Origin of the sequence: Clostridium sp. cel8, from assembly GCF_014050525.1 — a bacterium.
In the GTDB taxonomy this organism is placed as follows: domain Bacteria; phylum Bacillota; class Clostridia; order Clostridiales; family Clostridiaceae; genus Clostridium_B.
The window spans coordinates 45,041-65,409 of the sequence record NZ_JACGAG010000005.1 but is presented as its reverse complement, the minus strand read 5'-3'; the positions used below and the strand labels follow the sequence as shown (position 1 = coordinate 65,409).

21 protein-coding genes and 1 pseudogene are annotated in these 20,369 nt (G+C 29.9%); all 22 read right to left on the bottom strand.

What is annotated here, in order from left to right; all coding sequences use genetic code 11:
- Positions 1 to 15: 15 nt before the first annotated feature.
- The 22 genes and pseudogenes from hisS to H2684_RS06320 all read right to left on the bottom strand — a co-directional run bounded on the left by hisS (position 16) and on the right by H2684_RS06320 (position 20,333).
- Positions 16 to 1,263 carry a histidine--tRNA ligase gene (gene hisS / locus H2684_RS06425; protein ID WP_182088573.1) on the bottom strand — a complete coding sequence of 416 codons (1,248 nt, stop codon included), beginning with the start codon at positions 1,261 to 1,263 and terminating at the stop codon, positions 16 to 18.
- A gap of 127 nt (positions 1,264 to 1,390) precedes the next feature.
- Positions 1,391 to 1,993, bottom strand: coding sequence for an MBL fold metallo-hydrolase (locus tag H2684_RS06420; protein WP_182088572.1), 603 nt, complete (start codon positions 1,991 to 1,993; stop codon positions 1,391 to 1,393).
- Positions 1,994 to 2,022: 29 nt separating this feature from the next.
- The gene (gene dtd / locus H2684_RS06415) at positions 2,023 to 2,472 is read right to left on the bottom strand and encodes a D-aminoacyl-tRNA deacylase (RefSeq protein WP_182088571.1); all 450 of its coding nucleotides are present in this window, start codon (positions 2,470 to 2,472) and stop codon (positions 2,023 to 2,025) included.
- A 13-nt stretch (positions 2,473 to 2,485) separates the two neighbouring features.
- A pseudogene (locus H2684_RS06410) lies at positions 2,486 to 4,421 on the bottom strand (bifunctional (p)ppGpp synthetase/guanosine-3',5'-bis(diphosphate) 3'-pyrophosphohydrolase).
- Between the two features lie 106 nt (positions 4,422 to 4,527).
- Positions 4,528 to 5,046 carry an adenine phosphoribosyltransferase gene (locus tag H2684_RS06405; protein WP_182088570.1) on the bottom strand — a complete coding sequence of 173 codons (519 nt, stop codon included), beginning with the start codon at positions 5,044 to 5,046 and terminating at the stop codon, positions 4,528 to 4,530.
- A 75-nt stretch (positions 5,047 to 5,121) separates the two neighbouring features.
- Positions 5,122 to 5,979, bottom strand: coding sequence for a DHH family phosphoesterase (locus H2684_RS06400; RefSeq protein WP_182088569.1), 858 nt, complete (start codon positions 5,977 to 5,979; stop codon positions 5,122 to 5,124).
- 157 nt (positions 5,980 to 6,136) lie between these two features.
- The gene (secF, locus tag H2684_RS06395; protein WP_182088568.1) at positions 6,137 to 7,027 is read right to left on the bottom strand and encodes a protein translocase subunit SecF; all 891 of its coding nucleotides are present in this window, start codon (positions 7,025 to 7,027) and stop codon (positions 6,137 to 6,139) included.
- Between the two features lies 1 nt (position 7,028).
- Complete coding sequence (gene secD / locus H2684_RS06390; RefSeq protein ID WP_182088567.1) at positions 7,029 to 8,318, bottom strand: protein translocase subunit SecD; 1,290 nt, start codon at positions 8,316 to 8,318, stop codon at positions 7,029 to 7,031.
- Positions 8,319 to 8,411: 93 nt separating this feature from the next.
- Positions 8,412 to 9,779, bottom strand: coding sequence for a thioether cross-link-forming SCIFF peptide maturase (gene scfB, locus H2684_RS06385; protein ID WP_182088566.1), 1,368 nt, complete (start codon positions 9,777 to 9,779; stop codon positions 8,412 to 8,414).
- 82 nt (positions 9,780 to 9,861) lie between these two features.
- Complete coding sequence (gene scfA, locus H2684_RS06380) at positions 9,862 to 9,999, bottom strand: six-cysteine ranthipeptide SCIFF (RefSeq protein WP_182088565.1); 138 nt, start codon at positions 9,997 to 9,999, stop codon at positions 9,862 to 9,864.
- A 103-nt stretch (positions 10,000 to 10,102) separates the two neighbouring features.
- Positions 10,103 to 10,471 carry a TIGR04086 family membrane protein gene (locus tag H2684_RS06375; protein WP_182088564.1) on the bottom strand — a complete coding sequence of 123 codons (369 nt, stop codon included), beginning with the start codon at positions 10,469 to 10,471 and terminating at the stop codon, positions 10,103 to 10,105.
- Positions 10,472 to 10,532: 61 nt separating this feature from the next.
- A complete protein-coding gene (gene yajC / locus H2684_RS06370; RefSeq protein ID WP_182088563.1) occupies positions 10,533 to 10,820 on the bottom strand; it encodes a preprotein translocase subunit YajC in 288 nt (95 codons plus the stop codon).
- 24 nt (positions 10,821 to 10,844) lie between these two features.
- A complete protein-coding gene (gene tgt, locus H2684_RS06365; protein ID WP_182088562.1) occupies positions 10,845 to 11,975 on the bottom strand; it encodes a tRNA guanosine(34) transglycosylase Tgt in 1,131 nt (376 codons plus the stop codon).
- A gap of 12 nt (positions 11,976 to 11,987) precedes the next feature.
- Positions 11,988 to 13,013 carry a tRNA preQ1(34) S-adenosylmethionine ribosyltransferase-isomerase QueA gene (queA, locus tag H2684_RS06360; protein ID WP_182088561.1) on the bottom strand — a complete coding sequence of 342 codons (1,026 nt, stop codon included), beginning with the start codon at positions 13,011 to 13,013 and terminating at the stop codon, positions 11,988 to 11,990.
- Between the two features lie 33 nt (positions 13,014 to 13,046).
- The gene (ruvB, locus tag H2684_RS06355; protein ID WP_182088560.1) at positions 13,047 to 14,072 is read right to left on the bottom strand and encodes a Holliday junction branch migration DNA helicase RuvB; all 1,026 of its coding nucleotides are present in this window, start codon (positions 14,070 to 14,072) and stop codon (positions 13,047 to 13,049) included.
- A 15-nt stretch (positions 14,073 to 14,087) separates the two neighbouring features.
- Positions 14,088 to 14,684, bottom strand: a complete 597-nt coding sequence (gene ruvA / locus H2684_RS06350) for a Holliday junction branch migration protein RuvA (RefSeq protein ID WP_182088559.1) — start codon at positions 14,682 to 14,684, stop codon at positions 14,088 to 14,090.
- Positions 14,685 to 14,818: 134 nt separating this feature from the next.
- On the bottom strand, positions 14,819 to 15,409 hold the full coding sequence (locus tag H2684_RS06345) for a hypothetical protein (RefSeq protein ID WP_182088558.1): 591 nt from the start codon (positions 15,407 to 15,409) through the stop codon (positions 14,819 to 14,821).
- Positions 15,410 to 15,494: 85 nt separating this feature from the next.
- The gene (locus tag H2684_RS06340) at positions 15,495 to 16,556 is read right to left on the bottom strand and encodes an effector binding domain-containing protein (RefSeq protein ID WP_182088557.1); all 1,062 of its coding nucleotides are present in this window, start codon (positions 16,554 to 16,556) and stop codon (positions 15,495 to 15,497) included.
- Positions 16,557 to 16,699: 143 nt separating this feature from the next.
- Positions 16,700 to 17,437: a YebC/PmpR family DNA-binding transcriptional regulator gene (locus H2684_RS06335; protein ID WP_182088556.1), complete on the bottom strand. Its 738-nt coding sequence runs from the start codon at positions 17,435 to 17,437 to the stop codon at positions 16,700 to 16,702.
- 125 nt (positions 17,438 to 17,562) lie between these two features.
- Positions 17,563 to 18,207: a YigZ family protein gene (locus H2684_RS06330; RefSeq protein WP_182088555.1), complete on the bottom strand. Its 645-nt coding sequence runs from the start codon at positions 18,205 to 18,207 to the stop codon at positions 17,563 to 17,565.
- 15 nt (positions 18,208 to 18,222) lie between these two features.
- Complete coding sequence (locus tag H2684_RS06325) at positions 18,223 to 18,870, bottom strand: HEAT repeat domain-containing protein (RefSeq protein ID WP_182088554.1); 648 nt, start codon at positions 18,868 to 18,870, stop codon at positions 18,223 to 18,225.
- Between the two features lie 47 nt (positions 18,871 to 18,917).
- Complete coding sequence (locus tag H2684_RS06320; RefSeq protein WP_182088553.1) at positions 18,918 to 20,333, bottom strand: PLP-dependent aminotransferase family protein; 1,416 nt, start codon at positions 20,331 to 20,333, stop codon at positions 18,918 to 18,920.
- Between the last annotated feature and the right edge of the window lie 36 nt (positions 20,334 to 20,369).

Here is a 20,369-nt window from a genome sequence, read left to right as displayed (position 1 = left end):
TTTATCGTATGTAATTTATTTTATTAAATTAATTATTCCATCAAAATCATTTAAATTTAATTCCATTTGATTACCATCATCCATATTTTTAAATTTAGCTTTACCAGACTTTAATTCATCTTCTCCAAGTATAACTGTAAATCTAGCATTTATCTTGTTTGCATATTTCATTTCAGCCTTAACTTTTCTATTCATATGATCACACTCACACCTCAAACCACCTTTTCTCAGAACACTTGCAAGTCTAAGTGCCTCACATTTTGCATCTTCTCCCATAGATCCTATATATAAATCTATGTAAGGCCTACTTGGTATTTCTATTCCGTTTTCCTTAAGTGTAAGAAGTGTTCTCTCTATTCCCATTCCAAATCCCATTGCAGGTAAATCTGGTCCTCCTATTTCTTTTATAAGATAGTCATACCTTCCACCTGCACATATTGTCATATCATTGTTTATTATTTCAAATACAGTTTTTGTATAGTAATCCAATCCTCTGACAATATGTGGATTTATTTTAAAATCTATATTAAGTGCTTTTAAATACTTCTGTAATTTTTCAAAATGCTCTCTACATTCATCACATATGTAATCAAGTATTTCAGGTGCATTCTTAACTATATCCTTTTTACCATCTATTTTACAGTCAAGTATTCTCATAGGATTTTTATTAAATCTAGTTTTACATGTATCGCACAATTCATCATATCTTTCTGAAAGATATTTCTTTAAAGCTTCATTGTACTTTTTTCTACACTTTGAACACCCTATGCTATTTATATTAAGCTCTACATCCTCTATTCCAAGTTCCTTATAAACACTCATAGCTATACTTATAACTTCGGCATCTATAGAAGCTTCTTTTGATCCAAAAACTTCAACACCAAATTGATGATGCTCTCTTAATCTTCCGTTTTGGACATTTTCATATCTAAGAGCTGGTGTAAAATAAAATAACTTAGTAGGTTGTGCTTCATTGTACAAGCTTCCCTCTACAAAAGCTCTTACAGCAGGAGATGTTCCTTCAGGCTTTAGAGTAATACTCCTACCTGCTCTATCTTCAAAAGTGTACATTTCCTTTTGCACTACGTCAGTTGTTTCTCCTACACCTCTTTGAAATAATTCAGTATACTCAAATACAGGTGTTCTTATTTCTCTATGCCCATATGCTGCCGCTATCTTTCTAAATTTATCTTCTAGATATTGCCATTTATATACTTCATTAGGCAAAACATCTTTAGTACCTTTAGGGGACTGAATAGTCATAAATATTTACTTCCTCTCATATTAGTTTATATATTCATAAAAATATTCATTAATTACTGCCAATATACACTATTATATATTCGCTATCCCAATTTTTCAAATATCATTGATAATTTAATATTCATTATTACAAATATGGATTTGTGATTCTCTCTTTTTCTATAGAAGTTCTTTCTTCATGGCCTGGTAATACAATAGTACAATTAGGAAGACTCATCAATCTAGTTTTTATACTTTCTATAAGTGTTTTTTGATCTCCACCTTCAAAATCCGTCCTTCCAATACTTCCATTGAATAAAGTATCACCAGTAAACACTACACCATTTACTAAAAAACATACTCCTCCTGGAGTGTGTCCTGGAGTATTGATTACCTTTATTTTAAGTTTTCCAAGATCCAATTCTTCATTGTCTACTAAAAAATTATCTACAATGTCATGTATATCACCATACATATAAGCTCCACGCCTCATCATATCACAATCTTTCTCACTAATATAAATTGGTGCATTGTAAGACTTTTTTATCTCTCTAGCTGCACCTGTGTGATCTGCATGGCCGTGTGTCAATAAAATAAACTTCACATTTTCAACATTTAGATCCTTAAGTGCACTTTTTATAGTATCTGCATTACCACCTGGGTCAATTACTGCACATTCCATTTTTTCTTCATCTAAAAGTATATAACAATTAGCATAATATACTCCAACTGGCATTCTTTTTATTTTCATAAACACACCTCACACTCTATATTGTAATATTAAAATATCTTTTTACTATCAATTAACATAGTTACTGGCCCATCATTTTCTATAGATACCAGCATATCAGCTCCAAATTTACCAGTTTCAACTTTATCTACAACAAGTTTACATTGATCTACAAAGGCATTGTATAGTTTCTCAGATTTATCACCTGAAAGTGCTTCTATAAAACTTGGTCTTCTACCTTTTCTACAGTCACCATACAATGTAAATTGAGATATTATAAGCAATTCTCCTGAAACATCTAAAAGGGACTTATTTAATTTTCCTGATTCATCTTCGAATATCCTTAAATTCACTATTTTATCTCTTAAATACATTACATCTTTCATATCATCTTCTCTTGATATTCCAAGAAGTACATTTAATCCCATTCCAATGCTTCCTATAATTTTATTATCAACTTCAACTTTTGAACTCTTAACTCTTTGAACTACAGCACGCATAATTTATTTCCCCCTAATTTGTTGTTCTATATACCTCGAGTACACCTTTCATTTTTTTTAGTTTTTTCATTACATCTTTAATATCTTTTACATATCTTATTTTAAGTTTCATTTTCATTATTGCTATACCATTTTTCTTAGGTTTGGCATCTATTGCATATAAGCTGGTTTCACTTTGTGATATAATTTCTATTGCTTCATTTAAAAGTCCTTCTCTATCCTCACTTTTAATCTCTATTTCTGTTATATACTCTTCTCCTTTAGGCTTTCCCCAGCTAACTTCAACAACTTTATTCTCTTTATTTTTTAACAGATAATCTATGTTTTTACAATCACTTCTGTGAATAGATACTCCTCTTCCCTTTGTTATGTACCCAACAATTGGATCACCAGGTACTGGATTGCAACATTTTGCAAATCTAACTAATACATTGCTCTCGCCTTTTACAATTACTCCAGGTGACTTTTTCTTAGTTCTATTAGGTCTATTATTTGACTTATTTAATTGAGCCTGTATAGTTCTCCAATCTACAGCATTTTTCTTCATCATAGAAGCATTGACCTGCTTAAATTTTAGAACTACTGTTTGAAGATTGAGGGCTCCAATTCCAATTGCTGCATATAATTCATTAATAGATGTCATATTGTATTTTTTAAGTATAACATCTACAGTTTTACCCTTAGCAACTTCTCCAAAATTATATCCTTGTTTTTTAGCTTCTCTTTCAAGAAGCTCTTTTCCCTTTGTTATATTTTCTTCCTTCTGAGATTTTTTAAACCAGGCTTTTATTTTGCTCTTTGCTTGATTACTCTTTACTACATTAAGCCAATCAATACTAGGTCCTTTTGAAGTATTTGAAACAAGTATTTCAACTATTTCTCCAGTTTTTAATTTATAATTAAGAGGAACCATTTTACCGTTAACTTTGGCTCCTGAGCAGTTATTTCCTATATCTGTGTGTATTTTATATGCAAAATCTATGGGAGTTGAACCATAAGGAAGATTTATAACTATACCTTTTGGAGTAAATACAAATACTTCATCTGAAAATAGATCTATTTTAAATCCCTTCATGAATTCTTCCGCATCAGATGTTTCCATTTGCCATTCAAGCATTTCCCTTATCCATGTAAGTTTTTTATCTATGCTGTCCTCTTTATTTATTCCCTCTTTATATTTCCAATGTGCAGCTATACCATACTCAGCAGTTCTGTGCATCTGGAAAGTTCTTATTTGAATTTCAAAAGGCTTTCCCTGTGGCCCCATAACTGTAGAATGCAATGACTGGTACATATTAGGTTTTGGCATGGCAATATAATCTTTAAATCTTCCAGGCATAGGTTTATACATTGTATGTGCTATTCCAAGAACTGCATAACAATCCTTAACTGTATTAACAAGAACTCTAACTGCAGTTAAATCAAATATTTGATCTATTGTCTTATTTTTTTTAACCATTTTCCTATATATACTGTAAAAGTGCTTTGGTCTTCCTTCTATATCTGAGTATATACCTGCCTCTTCTAATTTTTCCTTCAATTCAGATATTATTTTATCTATGTACTTTTCCCTCTCAGCTCTTTTTTCTGAAATTTTTCTCACTATAAAATAGTATTCATTAGGATTTATGTATCTAAGTGCTAAGTCTTCAAGTTCCCATTTTACCTTTGACATTCCAATCTTCATTAAATTCATGTGTTATATCCTCGTGAGTAAAATTAGTATCCTCTATTACATCATGAAGTAAGCCTGCAACTATAGTATCAGTATCCATTCCCATATCTGCAAGTATGCAAGTTACTTCTACAGGATGTGTTATATAAGGATCTCCAGACTCTCTTTTCTGCTTTTTATGAGCCTTATCAGCAAAATAATATGCTTTACTGACCATATCCTTATTCACATTACTACAATTTTTATCTATTTTCTCCATTAATTTTTCTAGCATACTCATACTCCCTAAAATCAATGGCTGGTTTTCTGAACCAGCCATCATTTTTTACTAATATTATATTATATACTACACAAACTTTCAATTTAAACTTATACTTAAACTATCTATTATACTGTATTAATGAAAATACATCACAGTTCTTTAATTTATCTCTTCCTTTTAAATCTGTAAGTTCTATTACAAAATCCGCACTTACTATTTTTCCACCTAATTTTTCTACAAGATTAGCTACAGAAGATATAGTTCCTCCTGTTGCAAGTAGATCATCTACTACTGCAACTCTTTGGCCTGGACGTATGGCATCTTTATGCATTTCAAGTTCATCTTTTCCATACTCTAAATCATAAATCACCTTTACAGTTTCACATGGAAGTTTTCCACCTTTTCGTACAGGTATAAATCCAGCACCTATTGCATAAGCTATTGGAGCTCCAAATAAAAATCCTCTTGCTTCCGGCCCTACAACTAAATCAATATTCATATCTTTAAGATGTTTTACAATCTCATCAACTGCGTATTTGAAGGCATCCTTATCTTTAAGTACTGTAGTTATATCTTTAAAACTTATTCCCTCTTTTGGAAATCCTTCTATCACTCTTACGCTATTTTTTAAATCCACCTATATGTACCCCCTCGGACTAACTCAATAAAATTCATCACTATTCAATATATTATCATAAAGCCCTAAAAATTACTATTCCAAAATTTCATTTTTTAAATATTTAGCTATCTGTTCAGCCCTGTCCATATTTTCAGTTATAAAAAGCTCTACTGCTATTCTGGCATTATCTATATATCTATTGCTTATACTAGTTGAAGATGTCAAACTATTTGATAACCTGTATATACTTTCCCTATTGATATCTTTTATATTATATACCTTCATTAAAGCCTTGAATCCATAATTGTTTGTATGTTTAAGATGATATATTCCCTGATCTAACATTTCCTTGTTTTCTCCTGTTATTTCAGTTCCTTTGGAGAGGGTTCCCAAAACAACTAAATCCAAATACTTATTTATACATCTCATTTGATAGTACAGTGAAATAGCTTGAGAAAGTTTAAAAGCAACTCCAACAGCTGTTAATTCCTTAAATGGATAATCACAGTTTTTTCGATTTGGATTTATAACAACTGCACGAGGAAGTAAACTTCCACAATGGTGATAATCTGTTACTATAACATCCATTCCTAAATTTTTGCATAATTCAATCTGAGATACTGACTGACTTCCACAACCTGTAGTTATTATTAACTTGGCACCTAAAAATTTTATATGATTCTTTATTATACTGGATTTTATATTAAGTTTGTCATTCATATCATCAGAAATAAAGTATTCTACATCTGCATTCAAATACTTAAGAACAAGAAACAACAGAGAAACAGCTGTTACTCCATCTAAGTCACAATTTCCATATATAACAATTTTTTCTCTTTCATTTACTGCCTTAATTATTCTCTTCAGTGCCTTACCCATATCTCTTAAAAGAAATGGGTCATGTAAGTTCGAAAAATTGAAACCATAATTATTATCTTGTCGTATCTCCATAATAAAATCCTCCAAATTTATCAAAAGCACTTATATTATAAATTATATTGCCGCTTTTTACAAACACAATATAAGCAGATTTTTCCCAATAAAAAAATCCAGAGTTTTAATATACTCTAGATTTTTTATTCTAACATATTAAAATATATTTTGAAAGTTAATTTGCCTTATTTGTAGCTGTTTTCAACTTTTTTCTTTTAGACATATGCTTTTTTATAAGTACCCAACATGGACTTGCTATACATATAGATGAATAACATCCTGAAATAACTCCAACTAGTAAAGGCTCTGAAAAATTTCTAACTGAAGGTACAAATATATACACTGCAATTAAAGTTATTACAACAGTGATAACTGTATTTATAGACCTTGCAAGTGTCTGGGTTACACTGGCATCTGCTATTACCTCAGGATCCTCTCTTCTCATATATTTATGATTTTCTCTTATTCTGTCAAAAACAACTATAGTATCATTTATTGAATATCCTATAACTGTAAGTGCTGCTGCTATAAAACTTGAATCTATAGAAAGTCTTGCAATAGCATACACAGACAACATTATAAGTACATTATGAATAAGGCTTATAATAGCTGCCATTGCATATGTAAACTCAAATCTTATAACTATGTATATAAACATAGCTGTAATAGCTATGACAACAGCTTCAATAGCATTTATTCTAGCTTCTTTACCTATAGATGCACCTATATTCTCTTGGTTAGTAAGATTACTCTTTTTATACTTCTTTTTTAAAGCATTTACAATTTGACTTACACTATTACTATCTAAATTAGCACTTTTTATAGATATAGACTTATTATCAGTCTTATTAGACACAAAGTCACTAGAATATTTTTTGATTATACTATCTACATCTTTCTTTTGAAAGTCTTCACCAATACTTATCTCGACTGCTGTTCCACCTTTAAAATCAAGTCCATATTCAAGTCCTTTTGTACCTATAAAGAACATTCCTATAGCAATTATGATAAGGGATATTGTAAACCATATTTTTCTTTTTTCTATAATTCTGTATACTTTATTCATATTACTTTACTATCCCCTTTCTAAAGTCATGAACTCCAAATGTTCCAATTGTAGCTTTATTTCTAAACAGTCCTACATCTGCAACCAATTTCATCAAAGTTCTAGTAACAATTACTGCTGTGAACATACTTAAAACTACACCTATCATGAAAGTAAGGGCGAATCCTTTTACAGATCCTGTACCTATATTGTATAACACTACTCCAGAAATTATAGAACTGATATTTGAATCAAGTATAGAAGACATTGCTCTTTTAAATCCAATATTTATAGATGATTTAATTGATCGTCCACTTTTAAGTTCTTCTTTTGTTCTCTCAAATATGAGTATATTTGCATCTACTGCCATACCAACTGTAAGCAAAAATGCAGCTATACCTGAAAGAGTTAGTGTTACATTTACATTTGCAAATGTCGCCAAGACTATGTATATATATAAAGTCAAGGCTATATCTGCAATAAGTCCAGGAAGTCTATAATACAATATCATAAATAGCATTACAATACCTATACCTACCTTACCTGCCAATATACTAAGTGGAAGTGCATTGGCACCAAGTGATGCTCCTATAGTTTTAACTTCCACAGGTTTTACTTCAACTGGAAGTGCACCAGATTTTATAAGATTTGCTTCTCTTTGAGCTTCTTCAAGACTTTTACTTCCAGTTATTTCAGCCTTACCATCAGTTATATGCGCATTAACAGTTGGATCTGTAAGTAGATCATCGTCTAAATATATTGAAATTTTCTGTCCCAGATATTTTTCCGTAGCATCTGCAAATTTTTTAGCACCAGTTTCATTTAATTCAAGGCTTATTGATGGCTGGTTAGTTTGTTGATTTATGTATGCACTTGCATCGCTTACATCTTTACCTGTCAATATAGTTTTATTATCAGGTCCTACAAATTTTAGTTTTCCCGTCTTTGCAACTCCATTTACAACTTCTTCTGCATCGAATTTACCTGGAACCTCAATTCTTATTCTATTTTTTCCTTCTTTTCTTACTACTGTTTCACTTACTCCCAATTTATTTACTCTAAGTGAAAGGAGATCTACTGTTCTGTCTACTGTTTCTTGGCTTACATTTTTGGATTGTATCTCTTCTAGTATGGAAACTCCACCTTGAAGATCAAGTCCTTTTGTTATTACTTCACTAAAGGACTTAAGTCTATATCCTGCAAAATTAAATCCATATACACCTGAATACGCCAAAAATCCTATCAGTGCAAGACAGAATATCAAAATTATAGAGCTTCTTACCCTAGTGCTCTTTTTTGCCCTAGATTTCATCTTTATCCTCCTTTATATATCAACAAACAGCTTTAGTTTAATATATACACATTAGCCATTATATTACTTTAAAATTTTACCGTCAATATATTTTTAATTCTGCATAGTATTGGCTTTAAGTGCAATAGCACATTCTATCCTCTTTTTTTGCATTTTGCATCCAAGTGAATATGGAACTTTCATATCTCCATTAAAATTATAATTATTTGCTTGACATCCTCCACTACAGTAAAATCTAGCCCAACAATTTAAACATTCTGGTTTATTATAAATATGAGAAGTTTTAAACTCTTTTTGAATATCTGTATTTATATTGTCAAAATCATTTAGGTTTCCCATTATAAATTTTTCATTTCCTACAAATTGGTGACATGGATAAATATCACCACTTGGAGTTATTGCCACATATTCATGTCCAGCACCACAACCAGATATTCTCTTATATATACAAGGTCCTCCATTTAAATCTATATTGAAATGGTAAAATTTAAAACCTCTACCCTCTTTATTTCTCTTAAGCATTTCTTCGTAAAGTTTATCATATTGTTCATATATAGTTGGTAAATCTTCCTCTCTAAGTGAAAGTGGATTTTCTTTTGGAAGCACTACAGGTTCAATAGATATTTCATCAAATCCCTGATCTGCAAGAAATATTACATCATTAAAGAAGTCTGTGTTTTCTCTTGTAAATGTCCCTCTTGCATAATACTGCTTAGATTTATCTCTCATTTCAACCATTTTCTTTATTTTAGGAAATATAGTATCAAAAGAGCCTGTGCCATCTGCCCTTACCCTTACTTTATCATTTACTTCCTTTCTACCATCTATACTCAACACTATATTTCCCATGTTTTTATCCAAATAATCCATTATTTCATCATTTAATAATGTTGCATTGGTAGTCATTGTAAATCTTATATTCTTATTGTGAATTTTTTCCTGTTCTTTTGCATATTCTACTATTTCTTTTACTGTATCGAAAACCATAAGTGGTTCTCCTCCAAATAGGTCAACTTCTATATTCTTTCTAGGCCCAGACTTTTCTATAACAAAATCTATAGCTTTTTTTCCTATTTCTGCAGACATAAGTTCCCTTTTCCCTTTATATTCGCCTTCATCTGCAAAACAATATTTACATCTTAAATTGCAATCATGTGCAATATTTAAGCAAAGTGCTTTTATATAAGATGGAGTATTATCATTTTTAATTGCAACATCTTTATATAAATCCTTAGAATAAAGCATTCCCTCATCAACTAGATGTTGGATTTCAGAGTAAGCTTCTTCAATATCTTCTTTTTTATATTTATCTCCAATAGACTTAAATACTTCATCTAAAGTCTTAAGTCTATCATCATCTAATATGTCATATACAAGCTCGTCTACAATATGAACTGTACCTGAATTAACATCTATAACATAATAATCTTTTCCTTTAATAAACTTATGAATATCAGCCAAAATTTTTTCCTCCTAAAATAATATTTCTATGAAATTGCGTAGATTTAAGGCAGTAACATTATGTTACTGCCTTAAATCTACACTAGTTTTCACATGCTAAATTAGCAACTGTGCAAGAAGTTTTACATGCCGATTGACAAGAATTGGCACATTCTTTGCAGCCTGGTTTTTTTAAACTATCTTTTATATTAGTACTATTTATAGTCTTTATATGTTTCATCTAATTTCCCCCATTTCTAAAGATTTCTGTTTGATTATAACATAAACTACAATCAAAATAAAGTTTACAAAACTAGTTAAGCCCTATATTTACAAACATTTAATTATATGTTAACTCCAATAACTCCAGATATACTTCCTACTAAAAGTGCAATTACAAGTCTTTTAATACCACTAGATCCAATAACAACAGTATTTCCAGAAACCAAAGATATTAAATATAGTATAAACACATACAAAAGAGCAACTATAATACCTATAATCCAACCCTTTTTCTTTATTCTTTGCGAAGCATATATCGCACCATACATTATACTTAAAATAGTAGTAATAACGTAAAAAACAGAACTCATATATTCATTTACTTCAACAAAAGTCATAATTACAGCAAAAAACAATAACATAATTACCGTGATTATAAAACTTCTTAAGACACCTTCAGCAGTTGAAACACAAGCGTTATATCTATCCATAATAAAACAACCTCCCATCTAATATAGTATCTATGTAGATAGAGGATGCTTTATTACATAATTATTTTTTAGAAACGTCTGAGGTTTTTCTTTCAGTCAACACACTCATTATACCTGCCTTAGCAATTTTAATTTTAACTTTGTCAGGTCCTGTCTGCATAGTAACTTCTTTGTCCTGTATATTTGTAATTTTTCCTACTATGCCACCTTTTGTAATTATCTGATCATTAACTCTTAAATTGGCAATCATATTATTGAACTTTTTTCTTCTTCTACTTTCAGGTATAAATATAATAAGATAGAAAACCACTAACATGCCTAAAATAGGCAATAATTGTGCAAAATTCATTATGTAAACCTCCTTATACAAATTTTAATTTTTTTTATTCCATTGTTTAAGCTTATTTTCTTTATATTTAGAAAAATAATCTCCATCAATAGCATCTCTTATTTCTTTCATTAAGTTGTTATAAAAGTATAAATTATGTATTACACAAAGCCTCATAGCTAGCATTTCTTTTGCTTTGAAAAGATGTCTTATATATGCTCTTGTATAATTTCTACAAGTAGGACATTTACATGTCTTATCAATAGGAGTGTCATCCAATTTATACTTGGCATTTAAAAGATTTAGTTCACCTTCTTCAGTAAACACATGAGAGTGTCTACCATTTCTAGCAGGCATAACGCAGTCAAAGAAATCTACTCCTCTTTCTACTGCTTCAAGTATATTTGAAGGTGTTCCAACACCCATTAAATAAATTGGTTTATCTTGTGGCAAATTAGGAACTACACATTCTATTATCCTATACATTTCCTCTTCACTCTCGCCTACTGCAAGACCACCTATTGCATATCCATCCAAATCCATAGCAGCTATTTCCTTTGCATGTTCCACTCTTATATCTTCATAAGTTCCGCCTTGATTTATTCCAAATAGCATTTGATTCTTATTTATAGTGTCAGGAAGAGAATTCAATCTATCCATTTCTGTTTTACATCTTTTAAGCCATCTAGAAGTTCTTTCAACAGATTTTTTAACATAATCTTTTGGTGAAGGGTTTTCTATACATTCATCAAATGCCATCGCTATAGTAGATCCAAGATGGCTTTGAATTCTCATACTTTCTTCAGGTCCCATAAATATCTTACTTCCATCTATATGTGAATTAAAATAGACACCCTCTTCTTTTATCTTTCTTATTTTAGATAGTGAAAAAACCTGAAATCCTCCTGAATCAGTTAAAATAGGCCTATCCCAATTCATAAACTTGTGAAGACCTCCAAGTTTGTAAATCACATCATCTCCTGGTCTTAAGCTAAGATGGTATGTATTTGAAAGCTCAATTTGACATCCAATTTTCTTTAAGTCCATTGAAGAAACTGCACCTTTTATTGCTCCTAAGGTACCTACATTCATAAAAACAGGAGTTTGTACAACACCATGTACTGTAGTTAATTCACCTCTTCTTGCATTTCCATCTTTTTTTAGCAATTTATACATTAAAACACCTCTTTACTTTATAAACATGGCATCCCCAAAACTAAAGAACCTGTATTTTTTATCTACAGCAACATTATATGCATTCAATATATTTTCTCTACCACATAGAGCACTTACAAGCATTATAAGAGTAGATTTTGGCAAATGGAAATTCGTTATAAGCTTATCTACAACTTTGTACTTATATCCTGGATATATAAATATATCTGTCCATCCTGATTGTTCCCTTACCATGCCATTTCCATCCCCTATAGTTTCAAGTGTTCTACAAGAGGTAGTTCCAACAGCAACTATATTGTGTCCATTTTTTCTTGCATTATTTATTTTATCTGCTGTATCTTTACTCATGCAGTAATATTCAGAATGCATGTTGTGATCTTCTATGTTTTCAACTTTAACAGGTCTAAATGTCCCAAGTCCAACATGAAGAGTTAAAAATGCAATATCCACTCCCTTTTTCTCTATCTTATTTAAAAGTTCTTTTGTAAAATGTAATCCTGCTGTTGGTGCAGCTGCTGAACCCTCTTCTTTAGAGTATACAGTTTGATACATCTCTTTATCTTCAAGTTTTTCTTTTATATAAGGTGGAAGAGGCATTTGTCCAAGTTCATCTAGTATTTCTTCAAATATACCCTCATATTCAAATTTTACTATTCTATTTCCCTCTTCCTTTATATCAATTACTTCAGCCTTTAACTTTCCGCCTCCAAAATTAAATCTACTACCTATTTTAGCTCTTTTACCAGGCTTTACTAAAGTTTCCCAGGTATCATCTCCAGTCCTTTTCAATAAAAGTATTTCCATTTTACCATTTGTACCTTCTTTAGAGCCTATGAGTCTAGCAGGTAAAACTCTTGTATCATTTAGTACAAGACAATCACCTGGATTTAAATAATCTACTATATCCTTAAATACTTTATGTTCTATATTCCCAGTTTTTTTGTCTAGCACCATTAGCCTTGCTTCATCTCTATGACTTAATGGATGCTGTGCAATCAGTTCCTTTGGTAAATAAAAATCAAAATCAGTAACTTTCAACTATTTCACTCCGTTTCATTATGCTATTAACTTTTACTTGTCAAATAATGATGACTGTCTTAAATTATTATCACTTCGTTTCCTATTCAAATGCTTATATGCACTATCAGATGCTACTCTTCCTCTTGGAGTTCTTATTATAAATCCTTTTTGAATTAAGTATGGCTCATATACATCTTCGATAGTATCAATTTCCTCACCTATAAAATACGCAAGTGTTTCAAGTCCAACAGGTCCCCCTCCAAAATTGTCTATTATAGCTTCAAGTATTTTATTATCTACACTGTCAAATCCCTCATTATCAACTTCAAGTAATTCAAGTGCATCTCTAGTTGTTTTTATATCTATTTTTCCATCTCCTTCAACTTCTGAGTAATCTCTTACTCTCTTTAAGAGCCTATTTGCAATTCTTGGCGTACCTCTTGATCTTTTTCCTATTTCCATTGCAGCATCTTCATCTATCTGAACATTTAATATTTCTGCAGATCGAAGTACTATTTCGCTTAATTCATCATCTGTATAAAATTGCATAGGACAGAGCATTCCAAATCTATCTCTAAGTGGAGAGCTTAAAAGTCCTATTCTGGTAGTTGCCCCAATCAAGGTGAAGTTTGGCAAGTCAAGTCTTATTGACTTTGATGCAGCTCCTTTACCTATTACTATATCAAGTGCATAATCTTCCATTGCAGGGTACAGTATCTCCTCTACACTTCTATTGAGCCTATGAATTTCATCTATAAAAAGCACATCCATATCACTTAAATTTGTAAGTATAGCTGCAAGATCTCCTGCCCTTTCTATTGCCGGTCCAGATGTAACCTTTAGATTTCCTCCCATTTCATGTGCAATTATATTTGCAAGTGTAGTTTTTCCAAGTCCTGGAGGTCCATATAAAAGCACATGATCCAATGCCTCTTTTCTGTTTTTAGCAGCTTGTATAAATATTCTAAGTTTCTCTTTTACATTTTTCTGTCCTATATATTCTGAAAGTTTTCTAGGCCTTAAACTATATTCATTTTCACCTTCTAGAATAGATGGAGTGACAATTCTATTTTCCATACTAAATTCACCTGCCTAATTCATTAAAAATTTAAGTGCAGACTTTATTATATCCTCAACTGAACTATTCATATCAGCTATATCCAATGCTTTAGAGGCTTCTTTCTCAGAATATCCAAGTGAGATAAGTGCTTCCTTTGCTTCCTCCTTTTTAGTATCAAATTCTTTATTTTCTACACTAAGGCAGTTAACATCAGAATTTATATCCTTAGAATCTATTTTATCTTTCAGCTCCAATATAATTCTCTTTGCAGTCTTTTTCCCTATTCCTGGAGCTTTAATTATAGTACTTTCATCTTCTGATAGTATAGAATATTTTAGATTATTTACTGTAGCTATAGATAAAAGAGATAATGATGCCTTTGCACCTATTCCATTAACCCCTATAAGTAAATTAAACATGGACAATTCCTCTCTTGTAAGAAAACCATACAGTCCAATAAAATCTTCTCGTACTATTTGGGTAGTATAAACCATAATTTCACTGCCAATTTCAGGTACATTAGCAATAGTAGTTCCTGAAGTATTTATCCTATATCCTATACCATTATTTTCAACTATTATGTAATCTTTATTCATTCCTTTATAAATTCCAATTATATATTCATACACTTAACTTCCCCCAAAATACATTTATAGTAAATATACTTATTAATCCAATTTTCTACAACAAACATATTATAACATATAATACTTTATCATTTTAAAAAATTTTATTCAAGTAAATAAATAAAGCCCAAAGACTATTATTCATAGTCTTCAAGGCGGGCTTCTGCATCTTCATGTGTATCGCACTCAAAATACTTATCTCCCTGTGTAAGAAGTTCTATATCTTTTTCCTTTAATCTGCTTGTCTTTATGTTAGTTATATCTCTCGATTTGTTTTCTATAAACATATTTCCATATTTATCTGTCTTATATATTGCTATGAATCCATCTTTGATTCCAAGTACATATTTATTTGGAGCATATTTATCTACTGTTTTTACAAACACTACTTCTAGTGGGCTGAAACTATCAACTTTATATTCAGTATTCTTATACAAATTTTCTATATCAGCTTTAGTATTACCTGCTAACTTTTCTCCTGTTTCTTCCTTCTCTATTATAACATCACCACTTTTAGCATATTTTATTTTAAATATCAAATTGCATTTACTGGAAAGTTTATTTCCTAAATTCGAACTAGCATTTACAGAATCATATTCCTTAACTTGATACATATTTTTTTCTGTATCATAACTTTTAAGTTTAGTTATACATATATAACAACTTAATGTAAAAACCAAAATAGTTACAATTGTTAATACTATTTTTCGCACTCTTACTGTATCCATAATATCCCTCCTTATTGAATATTATGGACACAATTTAATAAAATTATACATATATACCCATATTTATAAATTATTAAATGAAGAATTATTCTACAGGTATATATGTGTTAAATTCAACATTATCTTCATTTCTATCTATAAAATTTCTACTGTACAATTCTATCATAGGAAACTTTGACAAAGTAAATTTTTCATCTAAAAAATTTATAGTTGATACATCTTCTGTAATTAAATCTTTTAGAGTTATATTGGCATTTGAAGTATAATACACATATTTATGAGAAGGAATTGTGAAAGCTTTCATTCCATCTGGAATATAATCTTTGCTCGAAACCTTTACTCCTAATACAAATGAAAATCCAAATTTAAAAATAGATAGCTTAGATTCCTTATAATCAGGAAGAAGATTTATTCCTTTAACTACATATATATTACCATTATCTAAGACATTTCTAATTTCATCTATTTTAGGACTAAACTTATATATCAAATTTTTCACATTGCTAAATGGTGTAAATTTCCTATATTCACAGCCAATTAAAATAGTCTTTGGTAAATTTATCATTCCAATACTTTTCCCTAACTTATTCCTGCTTCCATCTGTATTTAAATCGTTTAAGTTTGACATAACTTCTTGTTTTTCAAGATCAGCTTTTTCCACTTCATTTCTATATCGTTCACTTAACACTCTTAAATCATCATCTAGTGCTTCAATCAAATCATGCATATAATTTATCTGTTTTTCTGAATTCATATATTTAAACATGCTATTACAAAAATCAACATCATCTTTGCTCATTTCAAAATTATTTAATATATCTGTATATTCATAAACATTTGCATTATGACTTGTCCCTATCTTATTTCTACTTTTTTCAATAAATGCTTCTACTAGTGGCCAATTTACCTTTCCTTTTTTAATTGATTCTTCAATACTAGAATCTAATTCTGGACGCTTAAATGTACTTAGAGTATTTAAAACATGACTCCATGAATTCTTTTTTTCTAAAGTATTAATTGGTTCTACAAGGTATTGTGAAATATTGAGTAATATATACTCTCCAAAAAATCCAGAGAAAATCTTATGTATCTCCTCTTTCATATATTCCCCATTTTTCTTATCAGATTCATCAAGTTCGTAAGTCAAAATAATCATCTCCATTTATAAAATAATACTTTTACATATAAGTAAAAGATCACTCTCAATTTTATTAGATAATATGAATACTTATATTACCCCTTATTGAAAATGATCTACATGTGGAACATATATGTAAGTATTTATCTTGTTTATCCTTCAAATTCATCTGGAAAATCCGCATTATGATAAACATCTTGAACATCATCATTGTCTTCCAGCTTATCAATAAGTTTTTGAACTTTTTCAGCCATTTCCATATCAACTGACAATATATTATCTGGTGTCATTACTATATCAGCAGAAACAAATTTCAATCCATCTTTTTCAAGCGAATCACGAACACTTGCAAAATCCTCTACTGTAGTTGTAATTTCATACACTTCATCTTCAGTGTTAAAATCCTCTGCACCTGCATCAAGTGCCTTCATCATCAAACTATCCTCATCTAACTCATCTGTTTTTTCTATGATTATTTGTCCCTTAGTTTTAAACATCCAACTAACACAACCACTTGCTCCTAAATTACCGCCACTTCTAGTAAAAGCAGTCCTTACATTTCCTGCCGTTCTATTTTTGTTATCAGTTAGTGCTTTAACTATTATAGCAACTCCTCCAGGGCCGTATCCTTCATAAGTTACTTCTTCGTAATTCATTCCTTCCATTTCACCGGCGCCTTTTTTTATAGCTCTATTTATAGTATCTTGAGGCATATTATTTGCCTTTGCTTTTGAAATTACATCTCTAAGTTTTGAATTTGTATCTGGATTAGATCCATCTTTTGCTGCTATTGCAATTTCTTTACCTATTTTAGTAAATATCTTACCTTTTTTAGCATCTACTTTACTCTTTTTAGCTTGTATATTATGCCATTTTGAATGTCCTGACATACAATCCCTCCCAATTACCTTTTGTATAAAACATTAAATATTATATCACATAAATATTTGTAAACACAAATTAACACTATATAATACAAATAAAAGTTAAAATACTTATTTAATGGGAATATACACTACTCTTTATATAGCTTATCCTCTGTCTTAAAGTAATATTCTTCATCGCTTACTATAACCTGACACTTACCTCTTGTAAGCTCTATAACTTTATTAATAATAGAATCACTAGTTTTAATATCACAATACACTAAGATAGATACCTTATCTGAATAATCTACTTTTTCTATTCTCCATGAATTCTTCTTAAAAGCATATCTAACTTTATCTACATCTTCATAATTTATAACTATATTCAATTCCACTCCAAGAACTTTTTCTATAACTTGTCCGTTCTCAATTGCTAAAGATGCTGCTTTTGAATATGCTCTAAAAAGTCCTCCCTTGCCAAGCAAAATTCCTCCAAAATATCTAGTAACTACTACTGCTACATCAGTTATCTTATTCTTCTTTATAACTTCAAGAATTGGTATACCTGCGGAACCTTGAGGTTCACCATCATCACTATATCTTTGAATATTCATATTCTCTCCTATGATGTAAGCATAGACATTGTGTCTTGCTTCTTTCTCCTTTTCTTTTATACTATTTATAAATTTTTTTGCTTCTACTTCTGTATTAATTCGTTTTACTCTACCTATAAATGTAGATTTTTTTTCTTCAAATCTGGCTTCTGCTTCTTCTTTAATTGTAAAATAACTCATATAATACCACCTTTTTCAAAAGCTCTTAACATCTATTAAATACTGTTCAGCTGATTTTTTTACATATTCCTTGCAATTACTATTTTTTATATCTTCAATTTTAGAAATTGCTTTATTGCTTTTTATCTTTGTCAATGCCTTTATAGCATACATAACAACTTGAGGATTGTCATCATCAAGAGCTTTAATAAGTGCATTTTCTCCTGATTTGTCACCTATTTTTCCAAGTGCAGAAACAGCCATTCTCCTTACATTTACATGTTTATGTACTATTCCTCTAACTAAAATGTCACAGACACTCTTATCTTTAATCTCACCTAATATCCAAAGTGCATTTTCCTTATCTTTTGTCTTCATGTCAGCATAATTTGATCTTATAAATTCAATGAGATTATGCTTATTGTCTTCATCTAAATTCTCAACTACGTCTATTTTATCAAATTTCCCTGACATAGAAATATGTTTAAAAAGTTCTCCTGCATTCTTACTTTTAGCTAGAATACCGTATTTTATTTTACCAGCTATTATTTGATTTTCAACTACTTCTCTACTTAAATTTCTTATTTTAGAAATTGCATTTATATTTTTTCCCTCTACATATAAATAGTAGCTTATTTTTTCATCACTATATGTATCAACTTCATTCCAATTAATATTCAACATAGAACGTGAATGCAAAATATCACCTCGATATCATAAATTCTAAATCCTTAATTCAGTTTATCCATAATATGAGCTATTATATTGATTCCCCTTTCTATTTCATCTTCATTTATTTGAGAAAAACTCAACCTAAAATATTTCTCTCCTTGTAAAGGATTTTTATAAAATAAAGTACCTGGAGTTATTAAAACATTATTTGTTTTTAAAGCATTAAACAACTTTATAGAATCTATATTTTTATTTCCCAAAATCTTGAGATAAAAGTGAAGACCACCTCCTGGATCATTAAATTCAGTTTTATCTTTCAAATACTTTAAAAGACATCTTTTAGTATAATTATATCGATTATAGTATATTGAATTTAGTTTATTTGTATAGTCTTTCCAAAAACCTTTTCTTATATATAAATCTAAAGCCCTCTGCATAAGACTTGATGTAGATATATCTGTATTTATCTTAGAGTTTTGTATACTTTCCTTAAATTTTTTAGGTGGTATTAAATACCCTATTCTTATACCAGGTAAAAATATTTTTGAAAAGCTTTTTATATATATAACTCTATCATTTACATCTAAACTCTTAAAACTATTATAAGTTATATTATCATCATATATAAGTTCTGAAAGATAATCATCTTCTATTATATAAAAATCATATATCTCTGCCAAATTTAATATTTCCCTCTTTTTTTCATAACTATAACTCATACCTGTTGGATTCTGAAAATAGCTCATTGTATAGAAACATTTTATATTATTTTTTCTCAATGCCTTCTCAAATTGACCTATATCTATTCCATCTTTTGTCATAGGTATATCAATTATGCGAGCCCTTCTCCACTTAAAAACAGATAAAGCCCCACTATATGTAGGCTTTTCTATAACAACATTATCATTAGTATTTATAATAGCTTTTGATACTACATCTATTCCCTGCTGCGCACCAGATACTATTAATATATCCTCACTTGAAACTTTATTATTCCAAAATACATCACTTATACTCTCTCTAAGTCCCTTATATCCTAAAGCCTCTTGATATGTTAGAGCTTTTGAACCATCTCTGTCGAGAATTTCATCTATAACTTCTTTGAAGGACTTTACTGGAAAAAAATCTCCATTTGGCATTTCTCCAGTAAAATTTAAATATTTGCAAAATTCATCATTAGATATTCTTTTAAGTACATTTGAATATTCTCTTCTATAATTTCTACTTATATCTCTTCTCTTTGCATAAGTACCACTTCCCATTTTTTGAAAAGCATATCCCTCATTTTCAAGTTCTTTATATGTATTTACCACAGTCACATTATTTACATTTAAAAATTTTGCCAATTTCCTTATAGATGGCAGTTTTTCCCCGTCTTTTATCTCATTTAAATCTATTAATTTCTTTATATGCTTTTCTATTGCCTTGTACTTAACTATACCATCTCCATCAAGTTTCAAAAAATATTTCTCCACATCTATCATCCCCATTAAAATAAAAAAATCAGCAAA